Origin of the sequence: Paenibacillus sp. 598K (assembly GCF_003851045.1) — a bacterium.
Taxonomy (GTDB): Bacteria; Bacillota; Bacilli; order Paenibacillales; family Paenibacillaceae; genus Paenibacillus_D.
The window spans coordinates 1-17,746 of record NZ_BFBX01000084.1 but is presented as its reverse complement, the minus strand read 5'-3'; the positions used below and the strand labels follow the sequence as shown (position 1 = coordinate 17,746).

18 protein-coding genes are annotated in these 17,746 nt (G+C 50.0%); 17 read left to right on the top strand and 1 reads right to left on the bottom strand.

Going from position 1 to position 17,746, the window contains the following annotated elements:
* The first annotated feature begins 35 nt into the window (after window positions 1-35).
* The 11 genes from flgL to PA598K_RS23010 all read left to right on the top strand — a co-directional run bounded on the left by flgL (window position 36) and on the right by PA598K_RS23010 (window position 8,156).
* Complete coding sequence (gene flgL, locus PA598K_RS23060; protein ID WP_128659227.1) at window positions 36-986, top strand: flagellar hook-associated protein FlgL; 951 nt, start codon at window positions 36-38, stop codon at window positions 984-986.
* Window positions 987-999: 13 nt separating this feature from the next.
* A complete protein-coding gene (locus tag PA598K_RS23055; protein ID WP_128659226.1) occupies window positions 1,000-1,566 on the top strand; it encodes a DUF6470 family protein in 567 nt (188 codons plus the stop codon).
* A 110-nt stretch (window positions 1,567-1,676) separates the two neighbouring features.
* A complete protein-coding gene (fliW, locus tag PA598K_RS23050; RefSeq protein ID WP_185602181.1) occupies window positions 1,677-2,117 on the top strand; it encodes a flagellar assembly protein FliW in 441 nt (146 codons plus the stop codon).
* A 21-nt stretch (window positions 2,118-2,138) separates the two neighbouring features.
* Window positions 2,139-2,384: a carbon storage regulator CsrA gene (csrA, locus tag PA598K_RS23045; protein WP_128659224.1), complete on the top strand. Its 246-nt coding sequence runs from the start codon at window positions 2,139-2,141 to the stop codon at window positions 2,382-2,384.
* A gap of 147 nt (window positions 2,385-2,531) precedes the next feature.
* The gene (locus PA598K_RS23040; protein ID WP_128659223.1) at window positions 2,532-4,142 is read left to right on the top strand and encodes a flagellin N-terminal helical domain-containing protein; all 1,611 of its coding nucleotides are present in this window, start codon (window positions 2,532-2,534) and stop codon (window positions 4,140-4,142) included.
* A gap of 79 nt (window positions 4,143-4,221) precedes the next feature.
* Window positions 4,222-4,590 (top strand): hypothetical protein, encoded by a 369-nt coding sequence (locus PA598K_RS23035; protein WP_128659222.1) that lies wholly within the window; start codon window positions 4,222-4,224, stop codon window positions 4,588-4,590.
* Window positions 4,591-4,732: 142 nt separating this feature from the next.
* The gene (locus tag PA598K_RS23030) at window positions 4,733-5,134 is read left to right on the top strand and encodes a flagellar protein FlaG (protein WP_128659221.1); all 402 of its coding nucleotides are present in this window, start codon (window positions 4,733-4,735) and stop codon (window positions 5,132-5,134) included.
* 22 nt (window positions 5,135-5,156) lie between these two features.
* The gene (gene fliD / locus PA598K_RS23025) at window positions 5,157-7,040 is read left to right on the top strand and encodes a flagellar filament capping protein FliD (RefSeq protein ID WP_128659220.1); all 1,884 of its coding nucleotides are present in this window, start codon (window positions 5,157-5,159) and stop codon (window positions 7,038-7,040) included.
* 6 nt (window positions 7,041-7,046) lie between these two features.
* The gene (fliS, locus tag PA598K_RS23020) at window positions 7,047-7,484 is read left to right on the top strand and encodes a flagellar export chaperone FliS (RefSeq protein WP_128659219.1); all 438 of its coding nucleotides are present in this window, start codon (window positions 7,047-7,049) and stop codon (window positions 7,482-7,484) included.
* Window positions 7,444-7,785 (top strand): flagellar protein FliT, encoded by a 342-nt coding sequence (locus PA598K_RS23015; protein WP_128659218.1) that lies wholly within the window; start codon window positions 7,444-7,446, stop codon window positions 7,783-7,785. The genes fliS and PA598K_RS23015 overlap by 41 nt, the downstream gene beginning before the upstream one ends.
* Before the next feature lie 173 nt (window positions 7,786-7,958).
* Window positions 7,959-8,156: a cold shock domain-containing protein gene (locus PA598K_RS23010; RefSeq protein WP_128659217.1), complete on the top strand. Its 198-nt coding sequence runs from the start codon at window positions 7,959-7,961 to the stop codon at window positions 8,154-8,156.
* 136 nt (window positions 8,157-8,292) lie between these two features.
* On the opposite strand, the gene PA598K_RS23005 is transcribed toward PA598K_RS23010, so the two are convergent.
* Window positions 8,293-9,357 (bottom strand): hypothetical protein, encoded by a 1,065-nt coding sequence (locus PA598K_RS23005; RefSeq protein WP_128659216.1) that lies wholly within the window; start codon window positions 9,355-9,357, stop codon window positions 8,293-8,295.
* A gap of 351 nt (window positions 9,358-9,708) precedes the next feature.
* On the opposite strand from PA598K_RS23005, the gene hpf reads away from it, so the two are divergent.
* From hpf to PA598K_RS22975, 6 genes are all read left to right on the top strand, one after another.
* Window positions 9,709-10,263 carry a ribosome hibernation-promoting factor, HPF/YfiA family gene (gene hpf, locus PA598K_RS23000; protein WP_128659215.1) on the top strand — a complete coding sequence of 185 codons (555 nt, stop codon included), beginning with the start codon at window positions 9,709-9,711 and terminating at the stop codon, window positions 10,261-10,263.
* Window positions 10,264-10,517: 254 nt separating this feature from the next.
* Window positions 10,518-13,022 (top strand): preprotein translocase subunit SecA, encoded by a 2,505-nt coding sequence (gene secA / locus PA598K_RS22995; protein WP_128659214.1) that lies wholly within the window; start codon window positions 10,518-10,520, stop codon window positions 13,020-13,022.
* Window positions 13,023-13,136: 114 nt separating this feature from the next.
* Window positions 13,137-14,247, top strand: a protein-coding gene (gene prfB, locus PA598K_RS22990; protein WP_128659213.1) for a peptide chain release factor 2 whose coding sequence is annotated in 2 segments (ribosomal slippage) — window positions 13,137-13,208 and window positions 13,210-14,247 — 1,110 coding nt in all. Because the reading frame shifts where the segments join, the coding sequence is not laid out codon by codon here.
* A 490-nt stretch (window positions 14,248-14,737) separates the two neighbouring features.
* The gene (locus tag PA598K_RS22985; protein ID WP_376739063.1) at window positions 14,738-15,625 is read left to right on the top strand and encodes a YitT family protein; all 888 of its coding nucleotides are present in this window, start codon (window positions 14,738-14,740) and stop codon (window positions 15,623-15,625) included.
* Between the two features lie 85 nt (window positions 15,626-15,710).
* Window positions 15,711-15,959 (top strand): hypothetical protein, encoded by a 249-nt coding sequence (locus PA598K_RS22980; protein WP_128659211.1) that lies wholly within the window; start codon window positions 15,711-15,713, stop codon window positions 15,957-15,959.
* Between the two features lie 386 nt (window positions 15,960-16,345).
* Window positions 16,346-17,545, top strand: a complete 1,200-nt coding sequence (locus PA598K_RS22975; RefSeq protein ID WP_128659210.1) for an IS256 family transposase — start codon at window positions 16,346-16,348, stop codon at window positions 17,543-17,545.
* The last annotated feature ends 201 nt before the right edge of the window (window positions 17,546-17,746 follow it).

Here is a 17,746-nt window from a genome sequence, read left to right as displayed (position 1 = left end):
TAAGCGCCGCTAAGCATAAAGGGAGTGAATAATACATGTCCTTACGCGTCACGCAGTCGATGATGAGTAACCAACTGCTCCGCAACGTGTCTAACAACCTCGGCCGGATGAACAATCTGCAAAATCAGCTATCGACCGGCAAGCAGATCAATGCGCCGTCGGACGATCCCGTAGGCCTGACCTTCGCGATGCGTTACCGCAGCGAGATCTCTGCCAACGACCAGTATATCCGCAACGTTGACTCGGCCAAGTCGAGTCTGGACTATACCGATATGGTGCTCTCGCAGGTCGGCGACGTCCTGCATCGAGTAAGGGAGCTAATGGTGAAAGGTGCGGATGGCACTGTACCACAAACAGGATATGACGCCATCAAGTTGGAGATCGACGAATTATTCAATCAGTTAGTCGAGATTGGAAACAGCAAGTTTAATGGAAAGTATGTTTTCAATGGCGAAATGACAGAAACCGCCCCTTACCCGACTACGACAATTAATAATGCGAATCCAGATGCTCCAAAGGTTTATCAAGTAGCAACTGATGACAAACAAATCAGATATGAGCTTGCTCCAGGCATGGTGCTTGGCGTCAACATTACTGGTAATGATCTGTTTGGAATGCCTGTCGACGAAACAAATGGACCTGTGGAAGAAAGCGACAATATGTTTTATGTTTTAAAGCAAGTCTCGGAGGCGCTAGGTGCGGGAGATAATCAAAAAGTTTCTAGTTTGTTGGGAAACATAGATAGTCGAATAAACATCCTTCTGGAGCAACGAGCGGAAATAGGAGCACGCAGCAACCGTGTTTCGCTGGTTGAAGGTAGATTGGAAGATATCAGCGTCAATCTGATGACTATAAAGTCCAAAACTGAGGATGCTGACTTGGCAATGGTAATTACCAATTTAAAAATGGAAGAAAATGTTTATCAAGCTTCCTTATCTGCAGGAGCCAAAATCATAAAACCAAGTCTGATCGACTTCTTAAGATAAGAGGACAGGTAAGATGAACATTCCCCAGATCCATATACAGCAGACACCAGCCAGAATAGGTATTGAGGCTGAACGAGGGGCACAACAGCTAGAGCAGCCAAGAGCCACTCTTCAAATGAAACAAGTTAGGCCTCAGTTAGATATCCAGCGAAATGAAGGGCGCCTTGAGGTCAACCAAGAGCGGGCTTGGGACGCGCTTGCTTTAGGGAAAAACCTGGAAACCATGAAGAAAATCTATTCGATGGCTTCAAGCATGGCTTTAAAAGGTTTGGGTCGTGTAGTGGAACAGGGTAATCGAATGGCGGCCATTCATCATGGAGGCAACCCCATCGCAGATTCGGCAATGGATTGGAAAAGAACCTTTCCTGAATTTGATTTCCGCGGAGCCGCATCAGTTGATAATGTTGATATTCATTTTATTCCTGACCAGCTTTCATTTCGTGTAGAGCGAGGACGAATTGATATTCAAACCGAAGTCAATCGACCTGTTCATCATTATGAAAGAGGAAAGCTTAGTATCTATATGGAACAATATAATCGCGTGGATATTACACCTCCGCAAGTTGATAGGACAGGATAACAAAGGAATTCGTATCTTCAGAACTATAGACCTGGTTCGTATACTTGAGGTATACATGGTCTATAGTTCTTTTAATGTTTGGGGACTAAGCCAACAAGGAGGAGCTTATAGTGATAGTAGAAACTCTAACGCTAGGCAATATTGAAATAACAAAGGATCAGTTGATTTGGTTCGAGCAAGGTTTACCAGGCTTTGAGCATCTTCGTTCCTTCGCTCTTATCCACCTGGAAGGTTCTTTACCTGTGAAACAGCTGCAATCCGTTGAAGAACCAGCGATCTCTTTTTTGGTTGTAGATCCTTTCGGGTTCTACCCCGATTATGAGTGGGATCTTCCGGAATCCATACAGTTCGAATTAAAGATTCACGAAGCTTCTGCTTTAAACGTATTTTCGATTATCACTATACCGAGCGATGTAGCAGAAACAACGATTAATCTGATGGCACCAATTATTGTGAATTTTTCAGAACAGCTGGGCAAGCAAATCATATTGCAAACCTCGCGTTATCAAGCTCGGCATCTATTATTTGCTGGAACTAAAGATCAGGCTTAAATATGACAAAGGAGGGATCCCATGCTTGTCTTATCTCGTAAATCAGATGAATCGATAATAATTGATGGGAAAATCGAAGTTGTTGTTCTAGGCATTGAAGGAGATGTTGTCAAGCTGGGCATTAAAGCGCCTAAGGAAATAGATATTTACCGGAAAGAAATATATTTAACTATTCAGAATTTAAATCAAGCAGCCTTGCAAACGCCAGCTTCCCTTAAACAGTTGACGGCGTGGCTAGAGATGGGAGATCAACAAAAAAAGAAGTGAATTTTTCAAAAATCTATTGTTTTGCTATACACTTCCGAACTTGAACGTTCGATATAAATAGTAGCACGCGAGTAGGGCGGCCGACCTATTCGTGTAAGCTTCCGCAAGGATGCGGAGAATCGAACATTTCAAGGAGGAAATATCATTATGCGTATTAATCACAACATTGCAGCTCTGAACACGCACCGTCAATTGTCAACTAACAACCTGGGTGCAAGCAAATCCCTGGAGAAACTGTCTTCTGGTCTGAGAATCAACCGTGCGGGTGACGATGCGGCTGGTCTGGCGATTTCCGAAAAGATGCGTGGACAGATCCGTGGTCTGGAGCAAGCGACTCGTAACGCGCAAGACTCCATCTCCCTGATCCAAACGGCTGAGGGCGCACTGAACGAAACACACAGCATCATCCAGCGTATGCGTGAGCTGGCTGTTCAATCTTCCAATGCTACAAACACAAACGAAGATCGTGCAGCACTGCAAGACGAGATTGCACAGCTGAAAGAAGAAGTTGACCGCATTGGTAACAACACCGAGTTCAACACTAAAAAGTTGATCAACGGTGAATTGTCTGGCAACAAAATTGGCGGAACAGGCGGAGTTATTGGTGAAGCTACTGCAGCCTCCATCTCGACTGGGGATTTTGACCCATCAACTTTCACTGGAGGATCCACACAGAAATTCCAAGTTGATATTGATGGCAATAAATTTGATGTTGATTTAACAACTGCTGCTCCTGCCGATTCTTTTGCTTTCTTCAATGCACTGAAAACTGAAATTGAGAGCTATATTAATGCTAATCCAGAGCTAGGGATTACAGCACCTAAGTTTGAGATTGATGTTACAGATCAAACAACTATGAACTTCACAATCACTAGCGGCACTACTGGTTCGAATTCAAAAATCGAAATCAAACCTCTTTATGATGACGCTGCTCTTGGTCAACAAACTGCTGGTGAAATCAATGACCTTATTACAGAAAATGCGACAGTTGTTGCTGGTTCTGATGGTAAAATTTCTGCAGATTCTCTGACTGCACTAAACGCTCTGACTTCAACGAGCACACTGAAAGTATCAGTTAACGGTTATGATCTCGATGTTGTTCTTACAAACGCAGGTGCAGCAGCAGCAACAGCTTCTGCTGGCGACGACATGACAACTATCGCCGCAGCTCTCAAAACTGATATTAATGCAGCACTTACTAACTACAAAAACCTGACGGGCAAAGATTTTGGTAGCGTAGAAGTTTCTGTTAAAGACGGAGCGTTCGTAATCGAGTCCGACCAGCCTGATACTACTAACTTCCAATTTAAATTGGATAATACATCCAATGCTCTTGGTCTTGGTGGAACCGGTAGTTCGGCTGAGGGCGGTCTGAATTTCCATATTGGTGCTAACAAAGATCAACAGATGAACCTGCAAATCAATGACATGAGAACTGCAGCCCTCAACATTGCAGACATCGACATCTCGACTGCAGACGGCGCTAACAACGCTATTGAGAAACTGGACGCAGCTCTGGTAGCAGTTTCTAACGAGCGCTCCAAAATGGGTGCTGTTCAAAATCGTTTGGAGCACACGATCAACAACCTGGGTGCTACATCTGAAAACCTGACAGCTGCTGAGTCCCGTATCCGTGACGTGGACATGGCAAAAGAAATGATGGAGTTCACTAAGAACAACATCCTTACTCAAGCTGCTCAAGCCATGTTGGCTCAAGCCAACCAACAGCCGCAAGGCGTACTGCAATTGCTCCGTTAATAACGGAAGCATTAACCATGAAAGGGACTCTAGACCTTCTAGGGTCCCTTTTGTTTACTAGGAGAGTGAAGTTAACCCTGTGGAAAAGTCTATTGATGTTATAAGAAAAGTACTTGAACTGTCCGATACTTGCCAGCAAGCTATCGAACATATTAAGAGCATGCTGAATGAAGGCGCATTCGATCAAACCACCTCATTGATGAGTGATACCTTTGAGGGCTTTTATCAGTTGGAAAAAGCCCTGCCGAGCCTGAAAAAACAGTTATCCGACCATAATATTGAATCACTCGTCCTGCAGTTAAAGCAATCCTTTGAGCAAGTTGTGTCTGCATATGAGCAAGGCAGGCGGGGGCTGGTACAGGAAAGGATACAATTTAATCTTCAGCCAACATTCCATAACTTGCATGGGGAACTAGAATCCATACTTCGTCCCTACACATTATCGTGATTATTATTAGACGCTATCAGCCTCCGTCCTCTAATGGGATAGGAGGTGTTTTTGTGTGCAAAATTATCTCTTGATAGCTAATAGAATTGAAAGGATTGACCGATATAGATGGTAAATAACAATGTCCGTGGAGGTCATGCGCATGAGTAGTTTATCCCCTGCCCCTGGTGGCGGGCTTCCTGAAAGAAGCGAACCCAATCCATTAATAAAGATTGGACTGGATACTAATATTGCTCAAGCCAATTCAGTCATTTCAGCGAACATTAACAACATGAAGGATCTCAAACGAGCGGCTTTGCAAGGTGAAGGTTACACGATAAGCGATGAGCAAATTGTAAAAACGATTGAACGCTCAATTAAGGCTCTTCAAGGAAAAGAGACTACGCTGCAAATCTCTGTTCATGATAAGACCAAAGCGATTTTAGTGAAAATCATGGATTCGGATACGGGGGAAGTATTACGAGAAGTTCCTCCAGAGAAAACGCAAGATTTTGCTGCCAAGTTATGGGAACTTGCAGGATTGTTTGTAGACGAGAAACGCTAATTCAAAAGGAGATGTTTGATAAATGGGGATGAGAGTTAGCGGACTCGTGTCCGGTATGAATACAGATGAGATTATAGCCAAATTAATGAGTGCCAATCGAATTCCACTCCAAAAAGCAGCACAACAAAAGCAAGCTCTTGAATGGAGACGTGATGACTATAGGAGCCTGAATACAAAATTGATGGCTTTTCGTGATGCTGCTTTTAATATGAAGCTTCAATCGAATTATCTATCCAAGCAAGTCACCTCCACCAATGAAGCAGCAATCTCAGTGACGGGTAGCGCAGCTTCCAATGAGGGAAGGTACTCAATAGCAATCGATAATTTAGCTAAATCAGCAGCTATTACATCTGGCCAGCTTGGCGGAACAGGTGGAGCTAAAAAAGAGATGGGTAGCCTGGGGTTGCCTGCTACCACTGCGCTTTCAATTGGTGGAGATAAAGGGACTGCAGTCATTGATATCAAAACAAATGACACCGTTTCTGATGTGGTTGCCAAAATCAATGGAAAATCAACATTAACAGGTGTAAAGGTAACTTATGATGAAACGATGGACAGACTGTTTTTTGTTTCATCTAAAACAGGCAGTAGTTCAAACATATCTCTTGAAATGGAGAGCCCTCAAGTTTCTCAAAATCTTCTGGAATCTGTGTTTAAGATATCGGGAGCCACTGAATCGACGGAGGAATCTGTTATTATAAAAGGATCGACTTCATTCACTGGACCATCAGCACTTATTGACGAGTCCCTTGAAGCTCCTCAAATAATTAGGGTGCATGTTCAAGGAGACGATCCATTAGAATATACAATTACCTCGAAAACAACGATTGGTCAGTTGGCAGAAAAAATGAATAAAGATCTAGCTGATTCTGGCATATCAGTGTATGTTGATAGCGGAGGAAATCTATCACTATTGAATAAAAGCAATAAAAGTATTAGTTTTACTGACGACTCAGACAGCGGCATTGACCTCGTAGGCAAAATTGGATTTGATGGCTCTCAAACATCTGGAGATCCATTCAAAACTTTTGCAATATCCATGTCAGGCGAAAATGCGAGTGTCCGATTTAACGGCCAACCGGCAGTTGAGTATCAATCTAATACGTTCACTATTGCAAATATGACTTTCACAGCAAAACAAGTAATTAACGACCCCGTAGATATTGTAGTTACACAAGATGTAGAAGGTGTATTTAATGCTATTAAATCATTTGTTGAAAAATATAATGAGTTAATAGATGAAGTGAACTCAAAGACCTCTGAAAAAAAATATAGAGATTTTAAGCCTTTAACTGACGAGCAACGCAAAGATATGAAAGAAGAAGAAATTAAGCTTTGGGAGGAAAAGGCGAAAAGTGGTATGCTGGCAAACGACCAGATGCTTCAAGCGGGATTAAGTAGCTTTAGACTTTCCTTAACAGCCTCAGTTACAGGTCTCCCCGCAGGGCAATTAAGCAATCTTGCTGACATTGGCATTTCTACGAGTATCGTTACTAATGGCATTGTATCAGGCTCTTATTCGGAAAAGGGAAAATTATATATTGATGAAGCCAAATTGAAGAAGGCCATTTCAGATAATCCGGATGAAGTCATGAACTTATTCATTGCGGATGACAAAGATCCTTTATCTTCTGATGGTGATGGTATTGCTACTAGATTGCACACAGAAGCATCGAGACTTATTAATAAGATTACTGAAAAAGCTGGCGTAACCTCTATGGTGGATGATAAGTATTCGATTGGCAAAGAGCTGAAAGAGCATGATAAAAGAATTGATCGTCTTACTCGCCGAATGGAAGAACTTGAAAAACGTTACTACAAACAATTCACCGCCATGGAAACCTATCTGAACCGCATGAATTCCCAAAGCGCATGGCTCGCACAGCAATTCTCAACAGGAGGGTAATCGACAATGCAGCTACAGCAACGGAACAAATACCTGGAGACGACGGTACAGACCGCTAGCCCGGCTCAGCTCTTGATCATGCTCTATGACGGGGCCATCCGTGCCAGCCGCGCGGCGATCGCTGCGATCGAGGCAGGGCAGATCGCCGAGACCAATACGCAACTGCAGAAGGTCCAGGCGATCATCGACGAGTTCGTCATCACGCTGGATCAGAGCTCGCCGCTCGCGCCGGGGCTGCTGCAGCTGTACGATTACTTCAAGACCCGTCTCACGGAGGCCAATGTGACCAAGACGGCAGCGCCTGCCGAAGAGGTCGTGGCCTACCTGGTCGAGATGAAGGAGACGTGGATCCAGGCCGCCAAGGTCGTCAACCAGGCCCAGGGCGCACCGGCAGGAGGACAATATGGAAGCTACCATCCGTCTACTCACACAACTGTCATCTGAGCTGATCGAGCGGCTGGAGACAGCCGAGCTTGAGGAAGTGTCCGATTACATGAGGGAACGGGACGCGATCTTTCTGCAGCTGCAGCAGATGCGTCCGTCTCCTGCCCAGGCTGCTGAGCTGCGACCGGCCGTCGACCGCATTCTCGCGATGGATGCGGAGATTGTTGGTCGAATGCTGCAGCTACGGGCTGAGGCTCGTAACGAATTGGATAAGGTCTCGAATGGTCGCACGGCGAAGAATACGTACGAAGATAGTTATGGTTATGAGCAGGAAAGTTTCTTTTTCGACACGAAACGATAAGCTTCGCCAAAGAGCGCCCAGCGCTCTTTTTTATTTGGACGAACCCTTACGCAGCGTGGCATAAAACGCTTTCAGAAAGGAATTGACAATCCTGTGACGATGCGGTATATTTTCTTTGTGGGCTTCATAAAATGAACTCTCACAGCTATTTGAAGACGAAGGGAATGTTCTGAATGCAAGGTAAAGTAAAATGGTTCAACGCAGAAAAAGGCTATGGCTTTATCGAGACTGAAGAGGGCGGCGACGTATTTGTTCATTTCTCCGCGATCCAATCCGAAGGTTTCAAAACCCTCGAAGAAGGGCAATCCGTAGAATTTGACATCGTCGAAGGCGCTCGTGGCCCACAAGCTGCTAACGTAGTCAAACAATAATCTTCCGGCTGCGAAGCTGCAAGGATAGCTGGCATTAGCGAGTTCTATATGCTGGAACTGACACCCTCGGGGGCGACCCCGGGGGTTTTTTTGCAATTAAAAAGAGACTGCCTGATAGACAGTCCCTTAAAGCGATTTAATTGTAGTAGACAGCGCTTGGGTAAGGCTCGATGCCATTGGCATAGTAATAGTTCAGGCTGCTTACGAAATCTATAATTTGATTCGTATTCAAGTCGTAAACTAACAGGTCAGGGCCAGCATACATGTCCAAAAAATCAAGTCTTCTGGGGGTGACCCAATTACGAGTGTCAACAAACGAGGAGTAATAGTAGGTTGGTGGCCCGGATCTAAACTCTGAGACATGGTACGTAAACAATGTTCCTTCATCCAGGACAAGAAAGACCGCGTTATTTGAACTGGCATAGTCAGAGGAATAGCTCATTCGAGTAGTGATTGATTTGACCCTGATATCGCTCACCTCATGTTTTCTTTGCCAGTAGTTGCCTCCTTCAGAAAAATCAAATAAACGTACCCATTCAAGTCCGGGATTATTACCTGCGTTAACAATTAAGTTTTGGTTTAAGTAATAATCACCGTTAGGATAACGCCAGGCCACAGATTGGAACAATGGGGAGGTTGAGACCAGCGTAGTTGCTCCTCCAGGACTTGCCATGTTCATTTTAATCGTATAAGAGCTGCCCAAGCTACTTACTGAGGACACTCTAAGCGCCCAGTCAGCCGAATATAAGCCATTTGCCAGTAAAGCATTGCCGGGACCCCCGCCTAAGCCTGTCGGGTAGGCAGTATTAGTATTCCAGTCGATTTCAAACAATTCGATTCGATAGTCTGAATTGTTCGAGACTAAGTCAAAAATAATCGTGCGCGTCGTATTGTTGCTAAAGAAATAGAAATCAGAAGGATTAGACGCTGTGAGGTTCTTGGTGTGATAAAAAAAGTCCCCGGTTACAGTAAAATCAGCCATGATGCTTACAGGGGGAGGACTCACGGACACCGGTTGGGTATAATCAGGTTCGATGGTGCCCGTTACAGCTGCTTCAGTTGTGTCTGGTTGATTAGAGCTTAGTAGTTGGGACGTTTCAAGCTCGTTGTCATTGTCATAGGCAGAAACGGGGAGGGCCAGCAAACTGATGATTAGGACTAGAGCAAAGGTGCGCATGGACAAGAAACGTTTGAATTTCATAATTCTCCATCCTTTCAACTATAAATTTGAGTAGAGAGAAGTAATGATTTCAAAGTGCCTTCTTTCCAAGCGAAAATTACCTCATGAAAGGTGAATCTTAAGATGAATGGCATGCATTAGGTGGTGAAATAATTCCCTCTATTTTGTATATCGTCTTCTGTGGTTCGAAATGTTATGTTTTATAGATTTATTAGCAGAACTTTGGTAAAATTGGGTTTGGCGACAAGGACATCCAACCCCGACTGAGCCCACTGAAGTTCAGTCTTTTGCCACATCCCGAGTGGCGTTCTCGTTTTGAATAGCGCCCCTGATTGTGGTATAATTGTAAAGAGACCAAAGGAGGAGTGCCTCATGCAATACAACATTCGTGGCAAGAACATCCCAGTTACTGACGCCCTTCGCGATCACGTGGAGAAAAAGCTGAGCCGGCTGGACCGTTACTTCGAGGAACCGCTCAATGCTGAAGCTACAGTGACCCTGTCTGTCACACGCAACCGCCAAAGCGTCGAGGTAACGATCCCGCTCACAGGGCTGATGCTCCGGGCCGAGGACAGGAATGACGATATGTATGCCGCAGTTGACCTTGTCGTGGACAAGCTGGAACGTCAGATCCGCAAGCACAAAACTAAGCTGAACCGGAAGTTCCGTCAAGAAGGCAGCATCAAATCTCTGTTCAAGGATGAAACGGACAACAGCGCGGTATCCGTAGCTGTCGACGAGGACGAAGCGTTGGAAGTCGTCCGGACCAAGAAATTCACGCTCAAGCCTATGGATGTTGAAGAAGCGATTCTCCAGATGAATCTGATCGGACACACCTTCTTCATGTTCGCCAATGTGGACACGCAAGAGGTGAACGTCGTCTACAAACGCGGCGACGGCAAGTACGGCTTAATCGAACAAGGCTAGACCCCTGACGGGAACAGCCCTTACAACAAAACCGGACCTTCCAGGGTCCGGTTTTCTGCATAGAGACAGGCTCAAAAGTGAGCGCGCGAGCGGATCGATCCGACAAAGTGGCTGGCGTGGCTGCGCAGGCGCAACTTTGGCCTGCACCTTACGTCTATAATGATGGAAATCCCTACGCATTGATTGCGGGAGGCTGTACAAACTGTTACAATTTAGAGATATAGTCAAAAAGCGAAAGGGGCTTATCATAGACGATGCTCGGACTTGTGAAAAAATTATTCGGGGACGCCAATGATCGCGAGATTAAACGACTCTCGCGTGTGGTAGAACAGATCAATGGTCTGGAATCGCAATTCTCTGCTCTGTCGGACGAGCAGCTGCGGGCCAAGACGGAGGAGTTCAAGTCGCGGATCGAGAAGGGCGAGTCCGTGGACAAAATATTGCCTGAAGCGTTCGCCAATGCGCGCGAAGCGTCCAAGCGGACGCTCGGCATGCGGCACTTCGACGTGCAGCTGATGGGCGGTATGGTGCTGCATGAAGGCAAGATCGCCGAGATGAAGACAGGGGAAGGCAAGACGCTGGTGGCGACGCTGGCCGTCTACCTCAATGCGCTGCTGGGCAAGGGCGTACATGTCGTCACGGTCAATGATTACCTGGCACAGCGGGACAGCGAGTTGATGGGACAGTTGTACGAGTTCCTCGGCCTGACGGTCGGCTGCAACCTGCACGGCCTGACGCATGAGCAAAAGCAGCAAGCGTATGCTTGCGATATTACGTACGGGACGAACAATGAGTTCGGCTTCGATTATCTGCGCGACAATATGGTGTTGTACAAGGAGCAGATGGTGCAACGGCCGCTCTATTTCGCCATCATTGACGAAGTGGACTCGATCCTCATCGACGAAGCGCGGACGCCGCTCATCATCTCCGGCCAGGCGGCCAAGTCGACGGAGATGTACCATGCGGCGGACCGCTTCCTAAGCAAGCTGAATGGCGAAGAGGACTATACCGTCGATGTGAAGCTGCGTACGGTGGCGCTCACCGAGAGCGGCGTGGAGAAGGCGGAGAAGGCCTTTAACATCGAGAATCTGTTCGACCATGCGAACGTGCTGCTGAACCACCATATCCAGCAGGCGCTGAAGGCGCATGTCATCATGAAGCGGGATGTCGACTACGTCGTCCAGAACGACGAGGTCATCATCGTCGACGAGTTCACGGGACGTCTCATGTCGGGACGCCGTTATAGCGACGGCTTGCATCAGGCGATCGAGGCCAAGGAGCAGATCAAGGTACAGAACGAGAGCATGACGCTGGCGACGATTACGTTCCAGAACTACTTCCGGATGTATCGCAAGCTGGCGGGCATGACCGGTACGGCGAAGACGGAGCAGGAGGAGTTCAGCAAGATCTACGGACTCGACGTCATCCAGATCCCGACCAACCGCTCGATGGTCCGCAAGGACATCGCCGATGTCGTGTACAAGACGGAGAACAGCAAGTTCAAGGCGGTCGTCGAGGAGATCGTCGCACGTCACAAAAACAACCAGCCGGTGCTGGTCGGTACGGTCTCGATCGAGAATTCGGAGCGCCTCTCCGAGATGCTGAAGAAGAAGGGCGTCTCCCACAAGGTGCTCAATGCGAAGTACCATGCCGAGGAAGCGGAGATCATCTCGCGCGCTGGTCAGAGCGGCTCGGTGACGATCGCCACTAACATGGCGGGTCGCGGTACCGACATCCTGCTCGGCGACGGCGTGGCCGATCTGGGCGGTCTGCATATCATCGGCACCGAGCGGCATGAGAGCCGCCGGATCGACAACCAGCTGCGCGGCCGGGCCGGTCGTCAGGGCGATCCGGGCTCGTCGCAGTTCTACCTCTCGCTCGAGGATGAGCTGATGCGCCGGTTCGGCGCCGAGAATATCATGGGCATGATGGAGCGGATCGGCTTTGAGGAGGATCAACCGATCGAGAGCCGGCTGATCAGCCGTGCCATCGAGTCGGCGCAGAAGCGGGTCGAGGGCAACAACTTTGACCTGCGGAAGGTCGTCCTCCAGTACGATGACGTCATGAACCAGCAGCGCGAGGTCATCTACAAGCAGCGTCGCGAGGTGCTCAACTCGGAGAATATCCGCGAGGTCGTCCAGGAGATGATCAAGCCGGTCATCGAGCGGATCGTCGTCGCACACTGTCCGGAGGAGGAAGTGCCGGAGGATTGGGATCTGCAGGCGATCGTCGACTATGCGCATGCGACGCTGCTGCCGGAAGGCTCGCTGACCAAGGACGATCTGTGGGGCAAAGAGAAGGAAGACATGCAGGAATTCATCCTCGACAAGGTCAACGCCTACTATAACCAGCGCGAGGAAGAGATGGGCGCGGAGACGATGCGCGAGTTCGAGAAGGTCGTCGTGCTGCGTGCGGTCGACAGCAAATGGATGGACCACATCGATGCGATGGACCAGCTCCGTCAAGGTATCCATCTACGGGCATACGGCGGCACCGATCCGCTGCGCGAGTACCAATTCGAGGGCTTCGAGATGTTCAAGGAAATGATCGACCACATCCAGGAGGAAGTCACGAAGTACATCATGAAGGCGCATGTCGAGAGCAAGGTCGAGCGCAAGGCGGTCGCCGAGGGTCAAGCTGTCGACAACAAGGCAGAGCCTGCCGCCAAGCGTCCGATGAAGCGCGAGGAGCGTGTCGGCCGCAACGATCCGTGTCCATGCGGCAGCGGCAAAAAATACAAGCAGTGCCACGGCGCATAAGCGACGGCGCTAGCGCTAAATAAACACGCGGATGTCCGTAAGGACGTATCCGGACACAGCGGGCGGTCTCCATACAGGGGGCCGCTCGCCATCCTGCTGATGAGGTGAGCGAACATGATCGATCCATCGATAAAGCAAGACCTTCGCGAGATGGCGAAGAAACTTCAGAACCTTAGGGGGTCTCTTTGACTTAGATCTGAAGCGCGAGCAGATCGACAACTACGAAGAGAAGATGACCGCCCCCGATTTCTGGGACGATAACGAGAAGGCGCAGGCGCTGATCGCCGAGCTGAACGGCATCAAGTCGGTCGTGGAGAAGTATGAGAAGCTGCAGGCGGACCAGGACGATCTGCAGATGATGCTGGAGCTGGTCGAGACCGAGGGCGACGACGAGATGGCGGCCGAGCTGGCCGAGAGCGTCGAGGCTCTGGTGAAGTCGGTCGACGAGTTCGAGCTGCAGCTGCTGCTCAATCAGCCGTATGACCGACTGAACGCGATCGTCGAGCTGCATCCCGGCGCAGGCGGCACAGAGTCGCAGGACTGGGGCGAGATGCTGTATCGGATGTACACCCGCTGGGCGGAGAAGCGCGGCTTCAAGGTCGAGCTGCTGGACTACCAGGACGGCGACGAGGCCGGCATCAAAAGCGTGACGATGCTCATCCGCGGCTACAATGCCTATGGCTATCTGAAAGCGGAGAAGGGCGTGCACCGGCTCGTAAGGATCTCTCCGTTCGACGCGTCGGGACGCCGTCATACGTCGTTCGCTTCGTGCGATGTCATGCCGGAGATCGACGACGATATCGAGATCGATATCCGCTCGGAGGATCTGAAGGTCGATACGTATCGGGCCAGCGGCGCGGGCGGACAGCATATCAACAAGACGGAGTCCGCGATCCGCATCACGCATATGCCGAGCGGCATCGTCGTCTCCTGTCAGACGCAGCGCTCGCAGATCAAAAACCGCGAGCAAGCGATGAAGATGCTCCGCTCCAAGCTCTACGAGCGCAAGATCGAGGAGCAACAGCGGGAGCTCGCCGAGATCCGCGGCGAGGTCGCGGACAACGCGTGGGGCAGCCAGATCCGCTCGTATGTATTCCACCCGTACAGCATGGTCAAGGATCACCGCACCCAGGTCGAGACCGGCAATGTCGGCGCGGTCATGGACGGCGATCTCGACGCCTTCATCGACGGCTATCTGCGCAGCCAGATCAAGCCGGAGAGCTAAACGGTCAACAGACGACGCGAGGCAACAAGACAGTCGAGGGTTCTAAGTACCAGCCATCCGCATCCGCCACGCCTGGCTGGTAGCCCTAGCTCAGCCGATTATGGCCAAACAAGCCACCCCTTCCAGGATGGCTTGTTTGGCGTGGTCGAGAGGTGGCGCGGCTGGAGGGGGATGAAGGCGACAAGGCGAGAGCAAGATGAAGCGGAGGCTCTCGACGGAGGACATAGACGCCCCGGCTTGCACGCTGTAATCGCACGGTGAGGAGCTGCTGGCGATGGGCTGGCGCTGTGTTGGTTTGCTGGAGGAGGAGTCGGTGCTGATCCGTATCGTCCGCCTACTGGTCGTGTGACCAGGCACTCGTATGCTCACGCCAGAATATGCTCATACTGGGAAGGAATATTAACCGGATGAGCGGAGGGTGAGCATGCGGCATAACGAGGATACACGTAGCAAAACAGGCTTCCGACTGCCGTCGCCGCCCGACCTGCGCATGAGCGCTGGCATGGCGGGGCGTCGTCGCCGCAAGTCCCGGACAGCGGGCGGCGATGCCGGGCAGTCTGTCTTCGCTCAGACCGTGCTGCTCCTGCTGGGCGCGATGACGATCGCGCTCAGCTTCAATCTGTTCCTGCTGCCGAGCGGAGTCGCCGCAGGCGGCGTCTCGGGCATCTCGATCCTGGTCGAGCGGCTGCTGGGGCTCACACCAGCGGTGACGCAATGGGCGCTGAACATCCCGCTGTTCCTGATCGGTTGGGGGCTGCTAGGGCGACGGTTTGCGGCCAAGACGCTGATCGGCTCGCTCGTGCTGCCCTTGCTTGTGCTGCTGACGGCACAGCTGCCGCCGCCCACGCACAACCCGCTGCTGGCGGCGATCTACGGCGGCATCGGCGTCGGGCTTGGTCTTGGCCTCGTCTTCCGCGCGCGCAGCTCGACGGGCGGACTCGATCTGGCCGCCCAACTGCTTCATCGTTATACCGGCCTGCCGCTAGGACTGGCGGTCGCCTGTCTGGACGGCCTGGTCATCGCAGCGGCGGGCATCATCATCTCCCCGGAGAATGCGCTCTACGCGCTGATTGGCCTGTTCGTCACCAGCAAGACGATCGACATCGTGCAGACAGGGCTGCGCGTCTCGAAGGTTGCCTTCATCATCTCGGCCAAGGCCGACGCGATCGGCGACGCGGTGCTGCATGAGCTAGACCGAGGGCTGACGAAGCTGACTGCGCTTGGCGGCTACACCGGCGAGTCGCGGACCGTGCTGATGGTCGTGCTTGGCCAGAACGAGGTGTCGCGGCTCAAGCTGCTCGTTCAGGCAGTGGACGCATCGGCATTCGTCATCATCAGCGACACCGCCGAGGTGCTGGGCGAGGGGTTCAAGCGGTGAGGGGACGGGACTAAGTCATGCGTTCCCTTTTTATTTTTCGGTTTGTTATAATAGATTCACTAACATAACTTGGATGGTGAATGTATTGGACAAACTCGATCTCATTCTCGAACAACTCCAAGAGATAAATTCTATTTTCTCTGCTGTTCGTAATCGAGTGGATGAAACGGATGCAAAGATGGATTCAGTATCAATGGATCTTCATAAGGTGTTAGGTTACGTTACTGCTTTACAAGATGGACAGGAAAGACATGAGCGTCTACTTGAGAGGCTGGCTCTTCGATCCATTGAACAGGAAACTTTGCTCGAGAATTACCAAAAGTATAAACCATGAGCGTACTCATCGATATTTAACTCCATTAGATCCCCGGACGCGGAATATCAGCTTGCACACATAACAAAGCTTACAATCACGGAATCGCTGTTGTCACCAGTCCGGCCCACGGAGCCGGAAGATGTGCGAAATATCGCATAAGTATGGCCGCTCCGGCCCACGGAGCCGGAAGATGTGCGAAATATCGCCCAAGTATGGCCGCTCCAGCCCGCGGAGCCAGAAGATGTGCGAAATATCGCATAAGTATGGCCACTCCGGCCCACGCGGAGCAGTCGAGTCCATATAATTGTGTAAAATGGCTGTTGGTAAACATTAATAAAAGCCATGTTGAGGGTTTTCTCTTAGAATGAGGTTGTCGAGACAACATTCATAGGAGGAACAACAACATGACTCAGTTTCAGATTACACTAAATACGGAGCTTTTACACCAGTTGTTTATTGGAGATTCCAGAGATGCGGGTATAGCCGCTTTATTGGAAACCGTCCTGAATCAAGTGCTTAAAGCGCAGTCCGTCGAACAAGTAGGGGCGGAGAAGTACGAACGTAACGAAGATCGTACCACCCTTCGCAATGGGTATTATGAGCGTGGCCTGACGACAAGAGTAGGGAAGTTAACGCTTCACGTGCCTCGTCATCGAGACGGGAGTTTCTCAACGGAGTTGTTCGCCAGATATCAAAGAAGCGAACAAGCGCTGTTGGTGTCCTTAATGGAGATGGTGATTCAGGGCGTCTCCACTCGCAAAGTCGCGAATATTACGGAGGAGCTATGCGGAACGGAATTTTCAAAGTCCACCGTAAGTGAGCTTTGTAAATCCTTGGATCCGCTCGTTCAGGCCTGGAACAACCGTCCGCTCATCAAGGCGTATCCCTTTGTCCTCGTCGACGCGATATACGTCAAAGTGCGTGAGGAGGGTAGAGTGCGCTCCAGAGGCGTCCTGGTGGCTACTGGAGTCAACATGGAGGGAAAGCGAGAGATTCTTGGCTTTGCGATGGGAGATACGGAGTCAGAGGCTACGTGGGGCGCGTTCTTTACGCAATTGAAGGACAGGGGGCTTAGCGACGTCGACATCGTCACAAGCGACCAGCATAGCGGACTAGTGAACGCAGTGAGGCAGCAGTTCCAAGGGGTGACTTGGCAACGGTGCCAGACCCACTTCATGCGCAATATTTGGGATGCCGCCCCGAAGGCGTTACGTGATGAGTTGAAGAAGTATGTACGACGCATTTTTGACGCCGCGGATATGCCTACCGCTCGGACGTTGCTAAAACAAACGTATGCACGTTTTCAAGACACCGCGGCCAAAGCTATGCAGATTCTTGAAGAAGGCTTCGATGATGCTACAGCGGTGCTGGAGCTGCCGGAGGCGTGCCGAGTAAGAACGCGGACAACCAACATGGTCGAGCGTTTAAATCGCGAAATACGGCGTAGGGAGAATGTAATTGGTATTTTTCCCAATCGTGACTCCGTCATCCGACTGTTGGGATCGGTGCTCATGGAAGTAGATGAAGGCTGGGGAGATGAAAAACGATTTATAGACATGCGGGCATACGCGGCATGGAAAAAAGAAAAAGGTAGCCGAACGTAACCTATCCGGCTGACCTCATCTAAAGAGAATTTACACATAAATTTGGACTTGACCCACGGAGCCGGAAGATGTGCGAAATATCGCCCAAGTATGGCTGCTCCGGCCCACGGAGCCGGAAGATGTGCGAAATATCGCCCAAGTATGGCTGCTCCGGCCCACGGAGCAAGAAGATGTGCGAAATATCGCCCAAGTATGGCCGCT

What these genes read in the sequence shown, in the direction of transcription:
- PA598K_RS23040 (WP_128659223.1), top strand. Translation starts at nt 2,532, where the DNA reads ATGCGTATTAATCACAACATTGCAGCTCTGAACACGCACCGTCAATTG.
- secA (WP_128659214.1), top strand. Translation starts at nt 10,518, where the DNA reads ATGCTCGGACTTGTGAAAAAATTATTCGGGGACGCCAATGATCGCGAG.
- PA598K_RS23030 (WP_128659221.1), top strand. Translation starts at nt 4,733, where the DNA reads ATGAGTAGTTTATCCCCTGCCCCTGGTGGCGGGCTTCCTGAAAGAAGC.
- fliS (WP_128659219.1), top strand. Translation starts at nt 7,047, where the DNA reads ATGCAGCTACAGCAACGGAACAAATACCTGGAGACGACGGTACAGACC.
- PA598K_RS23055 (WP_128659226.1), top strand. Translation starts at nt 1,000, where the DNA reads ATGAACATTCCCCAGATCCATATACAGCAGACACCAGCCAGAATAGGT.
- fliD (WP_128659220.1), top strand. Translation starts at nt 5,157, where the DNA reads ATGGGGATGAGAGTTAGCGGACTCGTGTCCGGTATGAATACAGATGAG.
- csrA (WP_128659224.1), top strand. Translation starts at nt 2,139, where the DNA reads ATGCTTGTCTTATCTCGTAAATCAGATGAATCGATAATAATTGATGGG.
- PA598K_RS22975 (WP_128659210.1), top strand. Translation starts at nt 16,346, where the DNA reads ATGACTCAGTTTCAGATTACACTAAATACGGAGCTTTTACACCAGTTG.
- PA598K_RS22985 (WP_376739063.1), top strand. Translation starts at nt 14,738, where the DNA reads ATGAGCGCTGGCATGGCGGGGCGTCGTCGCCGCAAGTCCCGGACAGCG.
- PA598K_RS23015 (WP_128659218.1), top strand. Translation starts at nt 7,444, where the DNA reads ATGGAAGCTACCATCCGTCTACTCACACAACTGTCATCTGAGCTGATC.
- PA598K_RS23010 (WP_128659217.1), top strand. Translation starts at nt 7,959, where the DNA reads ATGCAAGGTAAAGTAAAATGGTTCAACGCAGAAAAAGGCTATGGCTTT.
- flgL (WP_128659227.1), top strand. Translation starts at nt 36, where the DNA reads ATGTCCTTACGCGTCACGCAGTCGATGATGAGTAACCAACTGCTCCGC.
- PA598K_RS23005 (WP_128659216.1), bottom strand. Translation starts at nt 9,357, where the DNA reads ATGAAATTCAAACGTTTCTTGTCCATGCGCACCTTTGCTCTAGTCCTA.
- hpf (WP_128659215.1), top strand. Translation starts at nt 9,709, where the DNA reads ATGCAATACAACATTCGTGGCAAGAACATCCCAGTTACTGACGCCCTT.